22 protein-coding genes and 1 tRNA gene are annotated in these 21271 nt (G+C 51.5%); 2 read left to right on the top strand and 21 right to left on the bottom strand.

Annotated elements, in window-relative coordinates; genetic code table 11:
* Positions 1-44: 44 nt before the first annotated feature.
* Both gap and NST99_RS00835 read right to left on the bottom strand, forming a co-directional pair.
* Positions 45-1055 carry a type I glyceraldehyde-3-phosphate dehydrogenase gene (gap, locus tag NST99_RS00840; protein WP_038584677.1) on the bottom strand — a complete coding sequence of 337 codons (1011 nt, stop codon included), beginning with the start codon at positions 1053-1055 and terminating at the stop codon, positions 45-47.
* 116 nt (positions 1056-1171) lie between these two features.
* Positions 1172-2224: a sugar-binding transcriptional regulator gene (locus NST99_RS00835; protein WP_341089148.1), complete on the bottom strand. Its 1053-nt coding sequence runs from the start codon at positions 2222-2224 to the stop codon at positions 1172-1174.
* Positions 2225-2472: 248 nt separating this feature from the next.
* Between NST99_RS00835 and NST99_RS00830 the strand changes: the two genes are divergently transcribed.
* Positions 2473-2547, top strand: a tRNA-Arg gene (locus NST99_RS00830).
* 191 nt (positions 2548-2738) lie between these two features.
* Complete coding sequence (gene clpP / locus NST99_RS00825; RefSeq protein ID WP_341089147.1) at positions 2739-3335, top strand: ATP-dependent Clp endopeptidase proteolytic subunit ClpP; 597 nt, start codon at positions 2739-2741, stop codon at positions 3333-3335.
* Between the two features lie 100 nt (positions 3336-3435).
* Here the strand turns inward: clpP and NST99_RS00820 are convergent, their stop codons facing one another.
* The 19 genes from NST99_RS00820 to hisH form a co-directional block, all read right to left on the bottom strand.
* Positions 3436-4074, bottom strand: coding sequence for a GDSL-type esterase/lipase family protein (locus tag NST99_RS00820; RefSeq protein ID WP_341089146.1), 639 nt, complete (start codon positions 4072-4074; stop codon positions 3436-3438).
* Positions 4075-4195: 121 nt separating this feature from the next.
* Entirely contained in the window at positions 4196-5296 is a 1101-nt protein-coding gene (locus NST99_RS00815) for a PdaC/SigV domain-containing protein (protein ID WP_341089144.1), read from the bottom strand.
* A gap of 235 nt (positions 5297-5531) precedes the next feature.
* Positions 5532-6290, bottom strand: a complete 759-nt coding sequence (locus NST99_RS00810) for an SIMPL domain-containing protein (RefSeq protein WP_341089143.1) — start codon at positions 6288-6290, stop codon at positions 5532-5534.
* 126 nt (positions 6291-6416) lie between these two features.
* A complete protein-coding gene (locus NST99_RS00805; protein ID WP_341089141.1) occupies positions 6417-6941 on the bottom strand; it encodes a GNAT family N-acetyltransferase in 525 nt (174 codons plus the stop codon).
* Positions 6942-7088: 147 nt separating this feature from the next.
* Positions 7089-7358: an HPr family phosphocarrier protein gene (locus tag NST99_RS00800; protein WP_019914358.1), complete on the bottom strand. Its 270-nt coding sequence runs from the start codon at positions 7356-7358 to the stop codon at positions 7089-7091.
* Positions 7359-7455: 97 nt separating this feature from the next.
* Complete coding sequence (gene whiA / locus NST99_RS00795) at positions 7456-8385, bottom strand: DNA-binding protein WhiA (RefSeq protein WP_341097504.1); 930 nt, start codon at positions 8383-8385, stop codon at positions 7456-7458.
* A gap of 42 nt (positions 8386-8427) precedes the next feature.
* The gene (locus NST99_RS00790; RefSeq protein ID WP_179091833.1) at positions 8428-9363 is read right to left on the bottom strand and encodes a gluconeogenesis factor YvcK family protein; all 936 of its coding nucleotides are present in this window, start codon (positions 9361-9363) and stop codon (positions 8428-8430) included.
* 57 nt (positions 9364-9420) lie between these two features.
* Complete coding sequence (rapZ, locus tag NST99_RS00785; protein ID WP_076113245.1) at positions 9421-10320, bottom strand: RNase adapter RapZ; 900 nt, start codon at positions 10318-10320, stop codon at positions 9421-9423.
* A 46-nt stretch (positions 10321-10366) separates the two neighbouring features.
* The gene (locus tag NST99_RS00780; protein WP_341089140.1) at positions 10367-11317 is read right to left on the bottom strand and encodes an ROK family glucokinase; all 951 of its coding nucleotides are present in this window, start codon (positions 11315-11317) and stop codon (positions 10367-10369) included.
* Positions 11318-11636: 319 nt separating this feature from the next.
* A complete protein-coding gene (locus NST99_RS00775; protein ID WP_341089139.1) occupies positions 11637-12896 on the bottom strand; it encodes a DUF438 domain-containing protein in 1260 nt (419 codons plus the stop codon).
* Positions 12897-12939: 43 nt separating this feature from the next.
* Positions 12940-13167, bottom strand: a complete 228-nt coding sequence (locus NST99_RS00770; protein ID WP_038584645.1) for a DUF1858 domain-containing protein — start codon at positions 13165-13167, stop codon at positions 12940-12942.
* A gap of 204 nt (positions 13168-13371) precedes the next feature.
* Entirely contained in the window at positions 13372-14325 is a 954-nt protein-coding gene (gene trxB / locus NST99_RS00765; protein WP_038584642.1) for a thioredoxin-disulfide reductase, read from the bottom strand.
* A 160-nt stretch (positions 14326-14485) separates the two neighbouring features.
* A complete protein-coding gene (locus tag NST99_RS00760; RefSeq protein WP_341089138.1) occupies positions 14486-16228 on the bottom strand; it encodes a tetratricopeptide repeat protein in 1743 nt (580 codons plus the stop codon).
* Positions 16229-16480: 252 nt separating this feature from the next.
* Positions 16481-17431: a ribose-phosphate diphosphokinase gene (locus NST99_RS00755; RefSeq protein ID WP_341089136.1), complete on the bottom strand. Its 951-nt coding sequence runs from the start codon at positions 17429-17431 to the stop codon at positions 16481-16483.
* A 23-nt stretch (positions 17432-17454) separates the two neighbouring features.
* A complete protein-coding gene (gene hisJ, locus NST99_RS00750; protein ID WP_341089134.1) occupies positions 17455-18282 on the bottom strand; it encodes a histidinol-phosphatase HisJ in 828 nt (275 codons plus the stop codon).
* Between the two features lie 13 nt (positions 18283-18295).
* Positions 18296-19027, bottom strand: coding sequence for a bifunctional phosphoribosyl-AMP cyclohydrolase/phosphoribosyl-ATP diphosphatase HisIE (gene hisIE, locus NST99_RS00745; protein ID WP_341089133.1), 732 nt, complete (start codon positions 19025-19027; stop codon positions 18296-18298).
* Positions 19024-19782 carry an imidazole glycerol phosphate synthase subunit HisF gene (hisF, locus tag NST99_RS00740; protein WP_341089132.1) on the bottom strand — a complete coding sequence of 253 codons (759 nt, stop codon included), beginning with the start codon at positions 19780-19782 and terminating at the stop codon, positions 19024-19026. The genes hisIE and hisF overlap by 4 nt, the downstream gene beginning before the upstream one ends.
* A 73-nt stretch (positions 19783-19855) precedes the next feature.
* The gene (hisA, locus tag NST99_RS00735) at positions 19856-20605 is read right to left on the bottom strand and encodes a 1-(5-phosphoribosyl)-5-[(5-phosphoribosylamino)methylideneamino]imidazole-4-carboxamide isomerase (RefSeq protein WP_341089130.1); all 750 of its coding nucleotides are present in this window, start codon (positions 20603-20605) and stop codon (positions 19856-19858) included.
* A gap of 41 nt (positions 20606-20646) precedes the next feature.
* Entirely contained in the window at positions 20647-21270 is a 624-nt protein-coding gene (hisH, locus tag NST99_RS00730; RefSeq protein ID WP_341089128.1) for an imidazole glycerol phosphate synthase subunit HisH, read from the bottom strand.
* Position 21271 lies beyond the last annotated feature (1 nt).

Genomic DNA, 21271 nt, shown 5'->3' with positions numbered 1-21271 from the left:
ACTTCTGTTTCCGCTCTATAGATGCTGCTTATATAAAAACGATCTTATTGAGCAAGTTTAGCGAAGTGTTCCAAAGTGCGAACAAGTTGTGCAGTGTAGGACATTTCATTGTCATACCAAGCAACAGTTTTAACCAGTTGTTTGTCGCCAACAGTCAGGACTTTAGTTTGTGTTGCGTCGAACAGGGAACCGAAAGTCATGCCTTTGATGTCGGAAGATACGATTTCATCTTCAGTGTAGCCGTAAGTTTCTGGATCGGAAGCTTCTTTCATTGCTGCGTTCAGCTCTTCAACAGTAACGCTCTTGTTAAGGACAGTAACCAGCTCAGTCAGGGAACCTGTAGCTACAGGCACACGTTGAGCAGCTCCGTCAAGTTTGCCTTTCAGATCTGGAATAACCAGGCCGATGGCTTTAGCAGCACCGGTAGTGTTAGGGATGATGTTCTCAGCAGCAGCACGGGCACGTCTGAAGTCGCCTTTAGCGTGTGGAGCATCAAGAGTGTTCTGGTCACCAGTGTAAGCGTGGATAGTTGTCATCAAGCCTTCAACGATGCCGAACTTGTCGTTCAGCACTTTTGCCATTGGAGCCAGGCAGTTAGTTGTGCAAGATGCGCCGGAGATAACTGTTTCAGTACCATCCAGAATGTCATGGTTAACGTTGTAAACGACAGTTTTCATGTCGCCTGTAGCTGGAGCGGAAATAACTACTTTCTTAGCTCCGCCTTTCAAGTGTTTCTCAGCTGCTTCTTTAGTTGTGAAGAAACCTGTGCATTCCAGAACGATGTCAACACCGAGGTCGCCCCAAGGAAGTTCTTCAGGGTTGCGGTTAGCCAGAACCTTAACTTCTTTGCCGTTTACTTTGAAGAATCCGTCGTGAACTTCAACTTCACCCTGGAATTTACCTTGAGTTGTATCATATTTAAGCAAATGAGCAAGCATCTTAGCATCAGTCAAGTCATTGATTGCTACCACTTCGATACCTTCTACATTTTGAATACGGCGGAATGCAAGGCGTCCAATACGTCCAAAACCGTTAATACCAACTTTTACACTCATTGAATAGTTCCTCCTAGATTTCGTTTTATTTATTCAAGACAGGCCGTTAAGCTTGTCAAGACAACAATGTTAAGTATAATGCAAAATAACTGCGAATGCTCTCCAGAAACTGGATGCTATAGGACCTGCTGTATTTGTGCGTCAATTTCTTTGCCGATTTCGACAGCCGCTGCCTCGTCTATGACGAGTATATCCTCTTGCCCAAACCGCAGCATCGCATGAATGGCCTTCGCCTTGCGTTTGCCTCCGGCGATTCCGATGACAACTTCCGTCCGGATAATATCCTCCAGTCGCAGTCCCATCGTCAGCATGGTATGGACAACCTGGCCGTCTTCATTGAAATAGTAGCCGAACGATTCGGCAACCGCGCCTTCTTCCTGTATTTCCGAGACCGTAGTCTCATCAAGCTTACGGCGGTGGGTCATTTCAATGGCATCGCCAATTCCATGAACAATAATACGCGATCTACGGATGATTTGCACGATTTCTCCAATATTGGAGTCCTGCGCCAGCGATTGATAAGCATCTCCGCTGAGCAGATCGGGTACATGCAGCAGCCGATAATTGGCTCCAAGCCGTTTGGCCATCGTCGAAGCAATGGTATTAGCTTGAATCTCCATACTTTCCCCAAGTCCTCCGCGCGCCGGAACAATCCAGGCGTTCTTATAGGAATGGGATAACGGCGGTGTCAGCTGATCGGCCATTTCGGCCAGTGTCGAACCGCCGGTGACAGCAATCGTATCGCCTGCACAGAGCACACCCAGCAACGCTTTGGCGCCTGCCCGGCCCAGCTCACGTTTGGTAAACAACGATGTCTCACAATCGCCAGGCACTACTATGACTTTACTAAGACCGTACGTTGAGCGAATCTTCTCTTCCAGATCATCCAGGCCGAACAAGCTCTTGGCGATCGGCTCCAGCAGGTCAAGCAGTCTGCGCCCGGCATCGCTGATGCGCATGCCGACACTCTCGATCTCAATGAGCCCTTGCGATTTCAGAAGATCCGTCTCGGCGCGCAGTACCCGCTCAGTCATATCAAGCGAAGCGGCGAGCGTCCTGCGTCCGATAATATCGGACAGCATGATCTGATGTAGAATCGTGTACCGTCTCTTAAGGGTTTCCATGAGATCAGGCAGAAGCTGCTTTTGGATTTCTAATAAATTACGCATACTTTCACTCCTGCAACTTCGTCTTTCTCTATTCCCTTGTTCGTGGTCTCAAAATGTCCCGGGTTAACTTTTTAAGTCCCACCCATATTCTACCCAAATATTACGCGGAGTGCAAGTCTCCCGAGAGTATAATTCTCAACCTCTTTTCATCTTATACATCATCACAGAGATCCGGGGAAAGATATTTTCTAAACAACAGGATGAACCCATTGCATTTGAATAATAAGTGTATTATAATAATTTCTGTTGCGCCCGTGGTCCAATGGATATGACGTAGGCCTCCGAAGCCTGAGATCCAAGTTCGATTCTTGGCGGGCGCGCCATTTTTTTCTTATTTGTCTATAATTTAGCAACACCTATACTAATAATTAACCAAAGAGCCAGGTGATGGCTCTTTTTTTGCAACTAAGTTTGACTTTCTTTGACTTTTTGTTTGAATTTGTTTATCATGTGGTTAATACGGTAACAGTAAAAATGAACACATTCGAAGAACCAATTCAAGGAGGTTTTCCACGTGAGTTATATTCCTATGGTAGTAGAACAGAGCAACCGCGGTGAGCGCGCTTATGACATCTATTCCCGCCTGCTGAAGGACCGCATCATTTTCCTTGGAACGGAGGTTAATGACGTGGTAGCCAATTCCATCATCGCGCAAATGCTGTTTCTGGCTGCCGAGGATCCGGAGAAGGATATTCACCTGTATGTAAACAGCCCTGGTGGCTCCATTACAGCGGGTATGGCTATATTTGATACAATGCAGTACATCAAACCGGATGTATCGACGATTTGCGTAGGTATGGCCGCTTCGATGGGAGCTTTCCTGCTGAACGCCGGTGCCAAAGGCAAACGTTTTGCACTCCCTAACAGTGAAATTATGATTCACCAGCCTCTGGGCGGTGCTCAAGGTCAGGCTACGGACATCGAAATCCGCGCCCGCCGCATCCTCAAGCTGCGCGACAAGCTGAACCGCATTCTGTCCGAGCGCACAGGACAGCCGCTGGAACGGATCGAAAAGGATACCGACCGCGACTATTTCATGACTGCAGCTGAAGCAGCTGAATATGGTATTGTCGATAAAGTTATCGAGAAAACGCTGCCTGCCGGCGTTTAATACATGCAACAACAAAGAGGCTGGTTGGGACCACTAAGTGATCCCCGCCAGCCTCTTTTGCTGTTTTATAGTCCAGGTGCATTATTCTATTGATGAAGAATTAACCCAGACGCCCATACCCCAACGCATCCAGCTTCCCGGCGATAACACGGTAACCTCTTCCGTTAGGATGCAAATGATCTATTGACAGCAGCCCGCGCTCGTTGCCGGCAAATTCATTATATATAGAGGCGAACCGGCATACCGGGCTGCTATATCCCGCAGCATAGCGGTTAAACTGCCGCACCCAATCCGTCGCTTCCGTCAACTGGGGATAGGGGTTATACAGTCCTACTATTCTGATAATATAGGGTCTCCGCATGCCCGCCTTCAACTGCGAAAGCGTGCCCATAATGTCATTCAAATTACGCTTGCATTCCCGTAGCGCTTTTTGCAGTACCGGAGCCAGATCGCCCGGCCGGCCGGCCGCCGCTTTGGCCGACTTGATCAAATCGTTGCCGCCAATGGACATCGTAATCAATTCGGCCTCGCTGATGGCAAGCCGATAGTTGTAATCCGCCTTCAGCCTTTGCTCCAATCCATCTGTGGTCAAACCATTGACTCCCAAATTGGATAATTCGATCGGTACCCGCAGCCGCGCCTCGGCCATCCGGCGGTAGACCGGAACAAACCCATTGCCCGGCAGAGCTCCAAATCCTGTCGTTAACGAATCGCCAATCGCCGTATACTGAATACTCATCGTTACTTTCCCTCCCCGCTCCTAAGCTGGTTTCTCCTTTAGCTTATGAACGGTTAGGTGATCCGGTAACGGAGAAATGTCCGTATCCGGCATTGGCGGATTCGCAGTCAGGTCACTGTATTTACTTCAATGCGGCAAATGGACTGCTTCCGCTGGGGAGCAGCTCCTTGAACGTGAAAGTAAACTCAGGGAATCCGGCAGCATACGCAGTGTATTCATACAGCTGGAAGAAAAGGACCGCCTTGCCGTCTTTCAAATAGAAATCCTTCTCCGTATTCAGGCCGGTGAAGCCGCCAAGATACCCGCCATCTGCTTTCAGCAGCTTCGCCAGCTTTGCATTAAGCTCTTTTTTATAGTTGGGGTTGGCTCCGAATAAATCTCCAAGCAATAGCTGCTTTCCGTCCTTGAGTGAGAAGGTAAAGGCATTACGGTAGGTCATTCCATGAGCGCCGCCGGTATACCCATACTGGCTGGTCACAAGGCTGAGCACCCCGTCCTGATTGTACGTAACCACGTATCCTCCTTCGTATTCATAGGGGCGGTCATCTTTGGCTCTAATCGCAATTTCTTTCTCAGCCCCTTCCGCATACTTTAGGAACGTCTGCTTAAGGGTATTATTAATCGCTGCCTGCGCTTTGGCATTGTCCAAACCGCTGATTTGCGGGTAATCCAGCTTGATCGGCGCGTCCTTGTAGTCCTTGCTGTAAGTTTCAGTCGTTACCGTAATCGGATTTTGTGTTTTCTTGATCACATTTAACCGTCCGGAGGCAGCATTCCAATCCCCCTTATAGCCCAAATAATCGCTAAGCAGATCAAAGGGAACATACAGACGGTTATTTATAATCTTGCCTTCAAACTCTCCCAGGAAATAATTATTGACCGTGATGGAGGTGCCGTAATCGGAGACCATCAGCTTGGTTCGTGTAATTCCGTTCCCGATCGTATAAGTTTTCTCCGTTTTATCATAAGTCAACGGCATACCCAGAGAATCACGCATAAAAGCAACCGGCACCCATACTTTTCCTGCGCTTACGATCCCGGTATGCTGTGAAATCGTTCCGTTTGTTTTTAATACAACAAGTGATGAATTGACCTTAGCCTGTGTCTTGGCCGCTGCGGCCTGGCTCGTCTCTGCAGGCAGAAGAGCTCCGCCCAGCAGCAATCCTGCTGCCATTAATCCTGCGCCCCATTTCCGGGCCTGTTCTTTCGACATATACTTCATACTTTTTTCCCCTTCCGCTGATACGATGATTGACTCTTCCCATTATAGAATAAACAGCAACCGTGGTTGTTACAACGCTCCTTACAGTTTCTTAAAGTTTCCCTGCAAATATTACGAGTCTTATTACATTACTTTAAACAAATTGAGAGATTTCACACCTGCTTCTGTACTTCAAAAGCAAAAAGAGGCGTTGCCTCCGCCATCACAGCGGAAGCAACGCCTCACCCGTTGCTACTTATTTCAGCTCGTACATTACACTAAGCTGGGTAGATACTTTAACCTCTCCCGCTTCAACCGAAGTGCCTGCAGCCATATCGGCCGATGCTTTGGACATTTGGGCACTCTCCATATAGACAACAGGATTATTACCGTCATCGTTCTGGATTACCGTAACGACCTGGCCCAGACTGCGTTTGGCCACTTTGGCAATCGCAGCTGCCTTCACATCTGCATTAGCCATTGCTTTCTCAATAACCTGTGCTTCGAATGCAGAAGGATCCTCAATGGCAAACCGAGCACTTCCGATGTTGTTCGCTCCCGCTGTAGAAGCGGCATCCAGCAGTCCCCCGACCTTAGTCAGATCGCGGTAAGAGACTTGCAGCGTGTGCTGGGCGTTATAACCCTTAACCTGTTGACCGTCTTTTTCAGTGTAGGCGTAATTAGGCTGCACATAAAATTGGGTGCTCTGAATATCCTTATCCGCAATACCCCAGGTTTTTTTCAGCAGGTTGGTCAGCTTGGTGATTTTGGCTCCATTGGACTTCTGTGCTTCTTCAGCTGTTGCAGCAGAAGTGCTGACGCCAATCGACAGATACACGATATCCGGCTTGATCGAAAGCTCGCCTTTACCTACAACACTAACGACATTTCTCTGCACGTCCTCAGCAGCGTAAGCCTTTTCAGGAGCCAGGAGCACTCCGCTTAACGCCGTACCCCCTACCAATAAACTTCCCGCCAGCAATACGGTACCGACTGTTTTGCCCCATTTCTTCATCCTTGCCATCCCCTTTCATTCTCCAAAAATTGTTGGTACCCTCTAGACGGAACTGCTTGGCAAAAGTTGCATATCCCCCAAGGCTTTTGAAGAAAAAATTTGCAGAGGTTACATTCCGCCTGCATTTCACGTCTCGATCCAGAACCTCCGGATCACGTTGCCGTCCTCTTCGATGTATGAACTATCCTCCAGCCCGCCGTTTCTGCGGATCGTCCGTTCGGAAGCGATATTGCTGTCATCGCAAACGACAAGCGCTTTGGCAATCCCAAGCCCGCCCGCCTTCAGCAACGCCTGTCTCAGAAGTTCGGTTGCCAATCCCTTGCGCCGCTCAGAGCGAAGTATCCCATATCCAATATGTCCCCCGCTCTGAAGCAGTTTCTCAGTCAGGCGATGCCTTATATTTACTGCACCCACCACTTTGGAATCGGCATTCACCAACCAGTATGTAGAACTAGGTACCCAGCCTTCTTTAAGATTTACGCCATCCGCGTTATCCTGCAAATACCGGACCATAGCCGCGAAGTCGGTGGGATCAATGCCAATTACCCAAGGGACGAATATCTCTCCGCCTGCCAGCCATTCTTCGTAAAATGCCAAGTACTGCGGCGCCAGCTCTACTGTCGGCTCTGCTAAAGTCACCTGATTGTGCATGCTCATTCTCCTTCTAGTCTCATCAAATTCAAATTCCCTAAACAAGGTAATAAAAAAAGCCCGCAAAGGGGCTTTTTAAACTGGCCGTCTCCCGGAGAGGGAGCGCAGCAACGTTTCTGGTGTACAAATAAGTAAGAACTTGCAAGATTATTGGTTCTCAAGCTCTTCCTTGCTTACAAGACTAGTCAAAGCGGTTACAGCTTGATCCGCATCGGCGCCATCCGCGCTAATATAAATCTCCGTGCCGGAACTGATCGCCAGGCTCATAATGCCCATGATGCTTTTGGCGTTAACCTTTTTATCGTCTTTTTCCACGAAAATCTCCGACGAAAACTTGTTAGCTTCTTGCACGAACAATGCTGCCGGCCGAGCGTGGAGCCCCGTCTTCAACCGTACAACTACCGGGTGCTTTGTCATGAAACGCTTACCCCCTATTTGAGATCTGCCCAAAAATTTCACATTAATTTTATAATATTATATCATTATAACCTCATCCACACTAGAAAAAAAATAATCAGCTTCCCCGAAGCTTATCAGCCAGCTCGTCAATTTTGCGCAAACGGTGGTTTACACCGGATTTACTGACCGTTCCCTTCAGCATCTCGCCCACTTCCTTGAGGTTGATGTCCGGGTGTGCCAAACGGATTTCAGCGACCTCGCGCAGCTTATCCGGCAGGCTTTCCAGTCCCACTTCACGCTGCAGCAGCTTGATGTTCTCAATTTGCCGCACCGCAGCGCCAATCGTTTTGTTCAAATTCGCTGTTTCACAGTTGACGATCCGGTTCACGGAGTTACGCATATCACGCATAATCCGCACATCCTCAAATTTAAACAACGCTTGATGCGCTCCAATCAGACTGAGAAATTCAATGATTTTCTCGCCTTCCTTGATATATAGGATAAAGCCTTTCTTGCGCTCTATGCATCGGGCGTTCAGGTGAAATTCCCCAGCCAGATCCACCAGCGCTTTGCAGTGCTCCTCATACATGGAGGCGATTTCCAGATGGTAGGAAGAACCTTCCGGGTTGTTGACCGATCCCCCCGCCATAAATGCACCACGCAGATATGCGCGCTTACAGCAGTTCTTACCGACGATTTCCTTGTCGATCCCATCGGTAAAGATGAAACCTTCGGAAACAATCCGCAAATCCTTCAGGATCTCCTGAACACGGTTTGGGATTCTTACGATATAAACGTTATTCTTCTTCAAACGCATTTTTTTACGCACGAGCAGCTCGATATGGACCTGGTAATATTTCTTAAGTAAAGAATATACCCGCCTTGCAATCGCGGCGTTTTCCGTCGAAATGTCGAGAACTACCTTTTTGCTCGAAAGCTGCACCGAACCATTCATTCGGATCAGCGCTGACATTTCCGCTTTCTCGCAGCAAGGCTGGCTCTCCACCATCGTCAGCTCTTTTTTTGTAAGGGCCGCAAAAGACAAGGGGCTCACCTCTTTCATGTTCATCCAAAAATCAAACCAGAACTATCTGGATTTCCAGTCCTTCACTAACTGGTAAATATGGTGACTGAGTTTATTCGTGTCATGCCGGAGATAAGTCTTGAATAAGACTAGCTTATCCGCAATGACCTTATAACCGTTGCCGTCCAGCACATCCCGGTCAAGCAGCACCGGGCGGGCGCCTTTTTCCGCATATTTGACCTGAACCTGCTCTGGGATCTCCCCGTCGTTGACAATAACGTAATCGAATAAGTGCAGGCCGACATGATCATACACCGCTTGAAGATGATCACTGACCGTGTAATTATCCGTTTCACCCGGCTGGGTCATCACATTGCAGACAAAGATCTTAATCGCTTCGGATTCTACAATAGCCTCCGCCAGCTTCGGCACCAGCAGGTTGGGAAGAATGCTGGTATACAGGCTTCCGGGGCCGCAGAGGATGGCATCTGCATTACGGATGGCCTCCAGCGCCTCCGGCAGCGGTTCCACATCAGCAGGCTCCAGAAAGACGCGTTTGATCCGTCCCCCGGCCTCCGGGATTTTGGACTCGCCGGTAATAATCGTGCCGTCCGACATCTCCGCATGCAGCACCACAGCGTGCCCAGCAGCCGGCAGCACTCTGCCGCGAACGGCGAACAACCGGCTAAGCTCACGGACAGCGGTGACAAAGTCACCGGAGATATCCGTAAGCGCCGCAAGAATAAGATTGCCGAGGCTGTGTCCGGCCAGTCCTTCTCCACTGCTGAAGCGGTATTTCATAATCTCCGCCATCAGCGGTTCTACATCAGCCATAGCCGTGAGCACATTGCGAATATCGCCTGGCGGCGGCATTTGCAGCTCGCTGCGCAGAATACCGGAGCTGCCCCCGTCATCCGCCACAGTAACTATAGCCGTAATATCAAGCGGCTTTTCCTTCAAACCGCGAAGCATGACAGATAGACCGGTACCGCCGCCCATCACGACGATACGCGGACGCTGCCCTTGTTCTTCAGCCACTAATGATCCCTTCTCTCGTTAATGCCGATCACGCTCGGAATCCCGATGGCTAACCGCTACGGATTCCGTCTCGCTAACTCCAAGCATTTTGCCCAAATATTCCGCGATCGCTACCGAACGGTGTTTGCCGCCCGTGCAGCCGATGCCGATAATAATCTGGGATTTGCCCTCCTTGCGGTATTGCGGAATTAGGAAATGAAGCATATCCAGCAGCTTGGTCAGAAACGTCTGCGTTTCAGGCCATTTCATTACATAATCGTAGACATCGCTGTCTTGGCCAGTCTTGGGCCGCAGTTGATCCACATAGTGTGGGTTAGGCAAGAAGCGGACATCAAATACGAGGTCTGCATCGATCGGAATGCCATACTTGAATCCGAACGAGGTAATGTTAACGGAGAGTGTGCTTTTTCCAAGATGCGAAAACCGCGATACGATCTTCTCCTTCAACTGCACCGGCTTCATGCTGCTGGTGTCCAGACACAGTGTAGCGGAATCCTTCAGCTCTTCCAGCATCTGGCGCTCCAGCCGGATGCCGTCAAGCGGCATCCCTTTGGGAGCCAGCGGATGATGCCGCCGGCTCTCCTTGTAGCGCTGGACAAGCACAGAATCCGTTGCATCGAGAAACAGAATCTCGCAGCCGATGGTTGACTCGTTTTTGATGTAGGCCAGCGACTCTGACAAAGCCGTAAAAAACTCCCGCCCCCGCAGATCAATTACGAGCGCCACTTTGGCAATTTTCCCCTTCGACTGCTCAATCAGCTCGGCGAATTTCGGGATCAGCACCGGCGGCAGATTATCGACACAGAAGAACCCGAGGTCCTCCAGACTTTGTACAGCAATGGTCTTGCCTGCACCCGACATACCCGTAATAATGATCAGGGTGGCACTAGCCGACGGAGATTGCTCCAATTCGGTCATTAAAGCGTCCCCTCCCTAAAATTAGTATATGAATAATTCCAGCTTATTAAGAACGCAACAAAAGGCCGGCAGCCCCAATAATACCAGCGTCATTCCCCAGTTCCGCAGGAACGATGGTAACGCCTTTCTGCAATGGCTCGGGAGTCAGCTTGGCGAATACACGGCGGACCTCGTCAAACAAAATATCCCCCGCCTTGGAGACACCTCCGCCAATGATAAACACTTCAGGGTTAAGCACCGCAGCTACCGCCGCAATGGACTTGCCCAGATAGAACGCTGCACGGTTAACAATACGAATTGCAACTTCGTCGCCCGCTTTTGCCGCATCAAATACTTCCTTCGCCGCAATCTTCTCTACCAATGACAGAGTGGTGCGGTCCCCGCGTGCTACAGCATCATTGGCCATACGGATAATTCCCGTAGCAGAGGAAACGGTTTCCAAACAACCCATATTGCCGCAGCCGCACTGGATCGCTTCCAGGTCTGGCACTACAGAGATATGGCCCAGTTCACCTGCGAGACCAGCAAATCCTTGATACACCTTACCGTTAATGATAATGCCGCCGCCAACACCCGTTCCCAGTGTGTAGCAGACGCAATTCTCAATGCCGCGTCCCGCACCGCTCCAGGCTTCGCCCAGTGCAGCCACATTCGCGTCATTGTCTATTTTCACAGGCTTGTTCAATCGGTTCTCCAGAATGGAGCGGATCGGCACATCTCTAAAACCTATGTTAGGCGCAAGGATGATGATTCCTTCACGAATGTTCGTAAAGCCGGCAAGGCCCGCTCCTACACCGGCAAGCTGATCCCAAGAGTATGGAGAGTCCTCCACAATCTGGCGCACATATTTCTCGATGTTATCGATGACGGCATCGACGCCATCCGCAGTCCCTGTAGGACCTTCATAAGTGTGCAGCAGATTCCCCTCGGCATTGCAGATTCCAACCTTAATCGTGGTTCCACCTAAATCCACGCCAACGTAGATATTTTCAGACATGTAACAAGCCACCTTTTTCTATGCTAAAATAGTTAATCCTACGTACCCACTATAATAGAAGCTTTCTCTGCGGTCAAGGAAAGGCGACACACCCGGCTAATTTGAAAGCTAAGCTATCCAGAGCACATGAATTTATTGGCCAGGCAAGATTCATGGACAATGCACATGGCATAGTTAAGAAATGCAGAGCCGGGATTAATTAGAACTAAAACAGGTTTTTGCGGTTGCAAAAAAGACTTCCCGGCCTTTAGTGGCGGGAAGTCAGGTGGATTTGCCGGGTTAACCGGCGAGGAACAGGTGTAGTAAATCAATCTTGTCATTATTCTGACAATATGCGTTTTTGCCCTTCCAGCGCACGAATCGGTGCGATATTCTGTGTGAACTCCAGCGTACCCATGTAGCGGCCCGCTTCATCACGAACGGCGAAATAACGGATGTAGATAAATTTATCCTTAATCGCAATCCAGAAATCCTCGGCATCCTTGCGGCCTGCCTTAAAGTCTTCCAGTAATTTCTCGACCACATGCACACTTTGCGGCGGATGGCAGTTCTGCACCGTGCGGCCTATAACCGCTTTGGTCCGGGCGAAAATCCGCTCCTTGCCATGTGAGAAATAGCGGACTACATCATTCTCATCAATGAACGTTAAATCGACGGGCAGATGGTTCAGTACGGTCTCCAGTTGATGGAGCGACAGCAGGCCCGTCTCGAAACGGATAAAGCCCTGCGGACTTTCGCCTACAGCTTCACTCTGCACTGCAGCTCCTTCCGGTTCGTCAGCACGCTCAGGAATCCATTCCTGCTCCGGTGCAGTCAGGCAGAAGCCGATCTCGTCGCTTTCTCTGGCTATCTTGACCCATTCATCTTCGGTCAGCTTGTCGAGCGCCATCGGCAGCAGAATATTTTCTTCCTTAAAGATCATCTCATTTACTTCCTGGATGATGTTCGTAAGCATAACTCCGATGTCCTCGGCTTGGCCGTTATACTGGCTGAGTGCAGCTTTAGCCTCTTTTATCATCGCGCGGATGCCGTCGTCCACACCCCACATAACCTTGGTCGGGCCATAAATTCCGTATTTCTCAAGATACGGGAACAACAGGTTCTCTTTGCGGCTGTAATGCTTGTCGAGATCCAGCAGCAGGCTGAGATCCTCCAGCAGCTTGAAGATGATTTCTTCACTGGCGTTCTTCAGAAACTTACCGGCATGCAGCTCCAGGCGGAAGTTGACCAGACGTTCGATTTCGCGGTTCTCCAGCTTGAAGGTATGCACGGGGTGACCAGGCTGCTCCTCCGGCTTCGAGGAACGGTGAATCTGCTCAATGGAGCCTTTGAAAATGGCCGTATGCACCGAACACAGGCGCTGGACCTCTGCTACAGGAATACCCTCCTCCGTCATCAGTGAATGCTCCATCGCGGAAATCTCCGCCACCGTAACATCGCCTACCGCTTCTGCGAAGCGTGCTTTGACCTCTTCCACACTTTTCCCGGCATGAAGTTCCTTTATAATTTCTTTGAGCATCGCCTGCCGGCGTGTCTGCTCAGGCACATCTACTTCGCGGTTGTTAATTAGTTCACTCATTGGAATTCCGCCTCCTTTTATCATATCGTCTTGCAGATAATCTCTATTCAAGAATCTCGAAGCCATGGCGCTGAAACGTCAGCTTTACGGCGTCCGGATTCATTTTCTTCAGTTTGATTCCTTTGGACAAGGTCATGAAACGGCCTGCGGTCTGCAGCATTCCCGGCTTGGCAATATCCTGAAAGCCCAGCTCTGTCATAATGTCCACAACCTCGGGATGCCGGCTCACCAGCTCGAATATGGATTCATCCATCTTCAGCACTTTGTTCATATGCATCTTCTCCCTACTGAGAATCCTTCTCAACAACAGCTTAGCATAGCCGATAGGGGGCAATAGTGATTGCAATCACTAAGTGAAAAAAAGTTCAATCCGAAGGTCCGCACATCTCTGAAGATAAAAGAAAAAGCCGGCTGGTCCCTGATTGAGGGACCAGCCGGCTTGCCTATTCAATAGATATTTTAGAAGAAGCTGTACTTATTTATCCAGCGTTTCGCTCCAGTCATGCACCATGGTGCCCTCCAGGAACTTCTCGGCATCCATCGCCGCCATACAACCGGTTCCCGCTGCGGAGATTGCCTGCCGGTAACGTGTATCCTGTACATCGCCGCAAGCGAAAACACCCGGAATGTTCGTTTCCGTCGTACCCGGATTCACCACAATGTACCCATTGGTATCGGTAGTAATCTGCCCGCCCAGGAACGCTGTGTTCGGTGTGTGTCCAATGGCTACAAATACACCGTCCGCTTCCACCAGTTCTTCAAGACCTGTCTCGTTGTTGCGGACTGTCAGCCCTTTAACCCCGGCATCGCCGACCGTTACTTCAAGCGGCGTGCGGTTAAGCGCCCAGGCTACCTTGCTGTTGTCGCGCGCCCGGTCCTGCATGATCTTCGAAGCACGAAGCTCCGGACGGCGGTGAACCAAGGTTACGCTGGAGGCAAACCGGGTTAGGAAGCTGGCTTCCTCCATTGCGGAATCGCCGCCGCCGACCACGACAATCTTTTTGTTGCGGAAAAAGAAGCCGTCACAGGTTGCACAAGTGCTGACCCCGCGTCCTACATTCTCCTGCTCACCCGGGATGCCCAAATATCTGGCCGAGGCACCAGTCGAGATAATAACTGTTTCGGCCTCCAGCACACCCAGTCCATCTACAGTTACTTTAAAGGGGCGCTGCGAGAAATCCACGGATTCCACCCAGCCGTTCTTGAACTCCGCACCAAAGCGCTGCGCCTGCTTACGCATGTTATCCATCAGGTCAGGACCGAGGATTCCCTCAGGAAAGCCTGGAAAGTTCTCCACTTCTGTCGTCGTTGTCAGTTGTCCCCCCGGCTGCAAGCCTTCAATCACGAGCGGGCTAAGGTTGGCACGCGCCAAATAAATCGCGGCAGTCAGCCCGGCCGGGCCTGTTCCGATTACAATCGTTTTGTACATCACTTTGGCCTCCTTACAAGTGGGTTATTTATTTGGAAGAAACGGCTGTAGGGCTTCTAGGAAGCCAAGATGCGTTTCAGGTGAATAATATAAAGGATGCAGTATAATACTCACTTTATACTTCCTTGCTTATATTTCCTTGCAGTAATATTGCAAATATCTAGATATTCTCCGTTGACGAGGGCAGGGTCTCCTGCCCGGGCAAGCTCCCGGGAATATCACATTCGTTGCTGATACGGCGTGCATACCGGCTTACCATGGAGGCAGAAACCCCATAATGCTGGGCCACCTCGCGATAGGTAATCGGCCGGTCATGCAGTTTGGCAGTCAGATATTCCAGAGCTGCGGCCCAGCCCCCCGTATGGCGGAAGTAAGGCACATCGGGATACAAATCGCTAACAAACTGCTTCCATAGGAGCTCGGCGTCCTTCTTCTGGATGGCATCATACCGCCGGTCCATCATTGATGCCGTATGGTCCAATATCCGCTGCCAGTCTTCTTTCCATTCCGGCGGCCCTTTATGGCTTAGCGGCAGCAGCTCCTCCTGGGGAGCAGCACTCGCATCCGGGCTGCTGCCGATCAGCCGCTGCAGGTTGAGCAGCGCCGCCTCCTGCAGCTTATCTTCCTGCAGCGGCTCCTGCGCCAGAAGCCCGTTCAGCACCTTGGACATCTCTTCGTCCTCGATCCAGCGCAGCGCTTCGGTCACCTGCAGCCTCGTGTTGGCATCACCATAACGCAGCGCCCAGAAGAACGAAGCGCGCAGCAGCGGATTGTTCCGCATTTCCTCGGTAAAGCTGTCCGTGTTGCCCTGCCACTGCTTGAGCTGCTCCTGAAATGGCAGCTGGTAGTTGTAGCTGACAAGAGGCATCGGTCTGCCTTCGGCCTGCGCCCCCTGCAGCTGTGACAGGAAGAAGCCCGGCACAGCCGATTCGGGATCCAGCTTGGCTGCCTGTCTCCAGCAGCGCAGCGCTTCATTGTACAGGCTGCTGTTGCTGGCGGCCGCTGCACAATAATGATAGAGACCCGCGTCTCCGCCCACCTCTTCATCCTTCAGCAGGCGGCGGAAATGGCCATAGGCTGTTCTGTGTCTGCCCAGAATGCCCATCGTTGTGGCCATTTTGAACACATGCTCCTGATGAAACGGCACTGTCGCCTCAAGCATACGCAGCAAGACCGCCAGTTGTTCCTTGTCTCCCGCATACTGCATGAAGATGGCCATATTGCAAAGCGCATGCAGGTTGCCGGGATCCTGCTCCAGCACCTCGGACAGGCATTCCTTCGCTTTGGCAAAACGGCCCATGTAGAAGTAGGCGAGTGCAAGATTGTTATGAGCCGCCAGAAAGTCCGGGGTATTCTTAGTGATCTCCTCTAGCATCTTAACTGCCTGCGGGAACTTCCCCTCTTCCAGCAGCGTGCGGGCCCGGTCATGCTCGACCACGCCTTCACGGCTGCGGATCCGGATCAGCGGGGCAGGACGGTTCAGCTCGTATTGCAGCAGCTCCATCAGTTCCTCGGACTCTGCCAGATATTCGCCGCTCGCATCCTCCTCGAGATACGTGACCAGCGACCGCTCGGCCTCTTCAAAACTTTCCATATTGGCAAAATTATTAGCCATATAGAAATGACATTCCGTCATTGCAGGGTCAATCTTCTCCAGCACATGGATCAAAATATCATTCGATGCTTCATAATCGCCCATCTCAGATAATATACCCGCCATGTTGCAATGATTCACAGGGTTTTCCGGTTCATATTCAACAGCTTTGCGAAAATTCTTTAATGCCTTATCATATTGAAAGCGGTCCAGCGACCGTACGGCTCTTTCAAAGAAAAAATTGGCATCCAGAGTGACGGAAATAACATTACTGCCTTCCGTAACATTCTCTGAAGTTCTCTCAATCATGGAAGCAAGGCACCTCCCTTTGTAAGCTTCCTTATCCTCACGAAAAATAGGAGAGCGGCGCCTTGCGGCACCCTGAACTCCCATCTTAAGTGTTCTTTCGTTTCCATTTATGGTCCCGACTGTCTCCAAATAGTATACCACATGTGGCAGGGAGATTCTCAAGCGTAAGGGAAACCATTTGGAGGGAAAAAGCTTGCAGCCGTGAGAGGTTCACCGGAATGAATGAGAACATCAACAAAAAGACGCGGGAAATTAAATCCCCGCGTCTCTGAACAACTTATCTATAGAACCGCCTTCGATGATAATGCGTGTCGCCTCAGCCAGCATAGGTGCAACGGACAACACTTTAAAGCGGTTGGAATGGTCATCCGGAAGCGCGATGGAATCCGTGATTACTACTTCATCTATATTGGGATGGTCCATGCGTACAAGCGCGTCACCGGAGAATAAACCGTGAGTTGCGCACACGATGCTGTTCTTGGCTCCCCGCTCCTTCAAGCCTTCCACCACATTCACAATCGTCGTGCCCGTATCGATCAGATCCTCAATAATAATCGGCGTTCGTCCTTCAACATCGCCGATAACATGCGTGATTACTGATTCGTTATGGGCCGGACGTTTCTTGATCATAATCGCGAACGGTGAATCCAGCCGGCTGGCCAGCTTCTCCGCCATGGAAGCACGCCCGGCATCCGGCGAAACTACCACAAGATCGGAAAGTCCCTTCACCTTCAGATATCCGCTGATCAGATCAAGCGCCGTCAGATGATCGACCGGAATATTGAAGAATCCTTGTATAGCCGCTGCATGCAGGTCGATGGTAATGACACGGGTCGCTCCTGCAGTCGTAAGCACATCCGCGACCATTTTGGCCGAAATCGGCTCACGTGGAGCAGATTTACGCTCCTGCCGGGCGTATCCGTAATAAGGCACAATGATATTCACAGTTCTTGCCGATGCACGTTTGGCGGCATCAATCATGACGAGCAGCTCAACGAACAGCTCATTGATCGGGTGTGCGAGGGATTGCACCAAAAATACGTCACAGTTCCGGATGCTCTCTTCATAATGCACATAAATCTCGCCGCTCTTGAAGCGGGTCAGCTTAATCTGGCCCAGCGGGGCGCCCAGACGCTCCGCAATATCTGCGGCCAGCTTCGGATTCGACGAACCGGAAAAAATACGCAATTGATGATGATGCATAGTACCCTCCTGGGGATCATAATTTATAGTTCAAACTGAACGGATGTACGGCGGCGTCCTTCGAATACCGCCAGCTCACGGAAACCAGTGCGCCACAGCAGACTTCGCGCCTCCTGCAAGCCATCTCCCAGCTTTGCCGGATCATGGGCATCAGAGCCCAGGGTAAGCGGAATACTGAGTGCCAGCGCTTGCTGCAGCACATGCTCTGCCGGAAACATCTCCGCGCAGGGCTTGCTCAGCCCGGAAGCATTCAGCTCCATGGCAATGCCGCTGCTTGCAATTGCCCTCAGTGCATCCAGCTCCAGCTCTCTAACCTCAGCTTTGCCTTCCGGTGTCTGCGGACCATAGCCGAATCGTTTGATTACATCCATATGTCCTATAATATCATATAATCCCGATAACGCCGACTTCCGCACAGCATCATAATACCTGCGGTATACCTCCATTACATCTTTGCCTTCCCAGCCATGGGTCTGCCGGTGATCCGTGATATCCCACTCCCCGAGAAAATGAACCGAACCAATCAGATAATCCCAAGGATAGGGCGACAAAAGCTCACGAATCTGTTCTTCATAGCCCTCGATATAATCGGCTTCCAGCCCCACCCGCAGCTCAATCTTACCACGGTAGCGCTCCTTCAGGTTCAGGCACTCCTCCACGTAACGCGGAAGCTCGGCAAGCGGCATGGCCATTTCAGGATAATAGGTCTCCGGATTGACATGAATGAGCGGCAAATGGTCGGATAACCCAAGCTGCTGAAGCCCCAGCGCTATGCCGCGCTGCACGTACTCCTCCAGCTTCCCTACCGCATGACCGCAGCGTTCATGATGGGTATGGTAATCAATATGCATGCGGAAAGCCCCCTTAGTCCCGGCGCGGCCGTTCGTGGCGGGCGCTCAGTTCCTCCAGAATCTCATCGAGCGGAAGCTTGCGCTCCTGGAGCAGCACCAGCAGGTGATAGATCAGGTCGCTGACCTCAAGGCGCAGCTCGGCGTTGTCTTTATTTTTGGCGGCGATGATCGTTTCCGAAGCCTCTTCGCCTACTTTTTTCAGAATCTTGTCGACGCCTTTGTCAAACAGATAGGTCGTATAAGCACCCTCCGGACGTTCGGCTTCCCGCTCGGCAATGACCCGCTCCAGTTCACCCAGTACAGCAAAACGTCCGCTATCTGCAAGGTTTGCAGAAGGCTCTGTCTCAGCTGCCTTAGCGACTGGTGCCGCTGCTGCTGCCGAAGCATTCAGTGGAATCTCACGGAAGAAGCAGGAGGTTTCACCGGTATGACAGGCGGGTCCCTCCGGTATAACCTTTACGAGCAGCGTATCGCTGTCGCAATCATAATGGATCGAGGTAATGGCCTGGGTATTGCCCGAGGTTCCCCCTTTATGCCACAATTCACTGCGTGAACGGCTCCAGAACCAGGTCTGGCCGCTCTCCAGCGAGAGCTGCAGCGACTCCGGATTCATATAGGCAAACATCAATACTTCCAAAGTGCCGGCATCCTGCACGACAGCAGGGAGCAGACCGGATTCATTCCAGCGGATGCCTTCGATTGCTTCTTGTTGGATCAGGGTTCTATTCTCTTGTTCTTGGCTCATCGGATCTCTACCCCTTTTTGCTTCAGTTCTGTCTTCAAATCGTGAATCGCGATCTCTTTATAGTGAAAAATGGTCGCCGCAAGTCCCGCATCGGCTTTGCCTTCAGTAAATACATCATAAAAGTGCTCAATCTTGCCCGCACCGCCTGAGGCAATTACGGGGATGCTGAGCAGATCACAGACCGCTGCGGTCAGCTTCAAATCAAAGCCGTCCTTGGTCCCGTCCGCATCCATGCTCGTCAGCAGTATTTCGCCGGCGCCCAGCTTCTCGGCCTCCTTAGCCCAGGCCAGCGCACGGATGCCGGTAGGCTTGCGCCCGCCATGCGTGTACACTTCCCATTCGCCCCAATCCTCATTATATTTGGCATCCATCGCCACCACAATACACTGGGAGCCAAAGCGGCGGGCCCCTTCCAGAATAAGCTGCGGATTGTTGACCGCCGCCGTGTTGATGCCGATTTTATCCGCGCCCGCACGCAGAATCCGCTTCATATCGTCTGGAGTGGAAATTCCCCCGCCAACGGTGAAGGGAATGGCAATCTCGCCAGCCGTCTGCCGGACCACTTCAACCATGGTCGCCCGTCCTTCCACCGAGGCGGAAATATCCAGGAACACCAGTTCATCCGCACCTTCACGGTCATACAGCGCCGCCAGCTCCACCGGGTCTCCGGCATCGCGCAGATTGACAAAATTAACGCCTTTGACTACCCGCCCGTCTTTCACATCCAGACAGGGGATGATACGTTTGGCTAACATTATGAAGTCCCTCCTTCAAAGGGTTCTGAGGGCATCCGCCTCGAATTCTCTTCGATCAATTTTTTGCCCTATATTACAGCTGTCCTGCTGGACGTCCCAGCGCCTGCAGCGCCTCGGGAAGCTTGATGTTGCCGGTGTACAGCGCTTTGCCTACAATCGCTCCGCCGATTCCGCTGCCGCTATGTACGCTCAGGCGCAGCAGATCGTCAAGGCTCGTAACGCCGCCGGAGGCGATGACGGTTTTGCCGCTGGCAGCAGCCATGGCCACGATTCCCTCGATATTCGGACCCTGCATCATCCCGTCACGGGAGATATCCGTGTAGATAAACGTCTCCGCGCCTTTGGCTGCCAGCTCCTTAGCCAAATCCTCGGCGCGCACCTCGGAGGTGTTCAGCCAGCCATGCGTAGCTACGTAGCCATTCCGGGCATCAATGCCGATAGCTACCTTATCACCATATTTGGCGAGCACAGCCTCCGTAAAAGCATGGTCATTGATGGCCGCCGTCCCGATAATGACCCGGCTGACTCCAAGACCGAGCAGCTTCTCCACATCAGCAAGACTGCGGAGTCCGCCGCCCACCTGGACGGGCACACCTGCGTTTTTGGAAATGGCACCGATGATGGCGTCATTGACCGGATGTCCGGCCTTCGCGCCGTCCAGATCCACGAGGTGAATGAACCGGCCTCCCTGCTCTTCCCATGATTTAGCGACCTGCACCGGACTGTCATTATAGATCGTTTCCTGAGCGTAATCACCCTGCTGCAGTCTTACACACTTTCCATCCCGGATATCAATCGCCGGATACACGATAAAAGAAGACATGTGGCGTTCCCCGCTTTCATTACAATATATTTATAGCGGGCTTACGCCCGCTCTCCCTTAAGCTTTAGAAAATTCCCCAGCAGCTTCATGCCAAGCTCCCCGCTCTTTTCCGGATGGAACTGCATGCCGAAGACATTGTCCCGCCCGACCACCGCCGTGACCGGATGCCCATAATCGGTTACGGCGAGCAAATCGTTCTCCTGTCCAACCACTGCATGGTAGGAATGGACAAAATACACATGCCCCTCTTCCAGCCCCTCAAGCAGCGGGCTCTGCGGCTGCCGGAAGCTCAGCTTGTTCCAGCCCATATGTGGCACCTTATAGCCGTCACGGGGGGCGAACCGCACCACTGATCCCGGCAGGATGTCCAGCCCTTCGTGCTCACCGTGCTCCACGCTGCTGCTGAACAGCAGCTGCATGCCCAGACAAATGCCAAGCACCGGCTGTTCCCCGGCGGCGGCCTCCTTAACCACAAGATCGAGCCCGCTGCTCCGCAGCTGTTCCATCGCATCGCCAAAGGCACCGACGCCCGGCAGAATGACACTGCTTGCCGCAAGAATTTCCCCGGCATCGCCTGTCACAAGACTCTCGTAGCCGAGACGTTCCACCGCCTTGCTGACACTGTGCAGATTGCCCATGCCGTAATCGACGATAGCAATGGTCATG

Source organism: Paenibacillus sp. FSL L8-0470 (genome assembly GCF_038008625.1).
Taxonomy (GTDB): Bacteria; Bacillota; Bacilli; order Paenibacillales; family Paenibacillaceae; genus Paenibacillus_AQ.
Note: the sequence above shows the minus strand (reverse complement) of the source record. Positions and strands in the feature narration are given on the sequence as shown.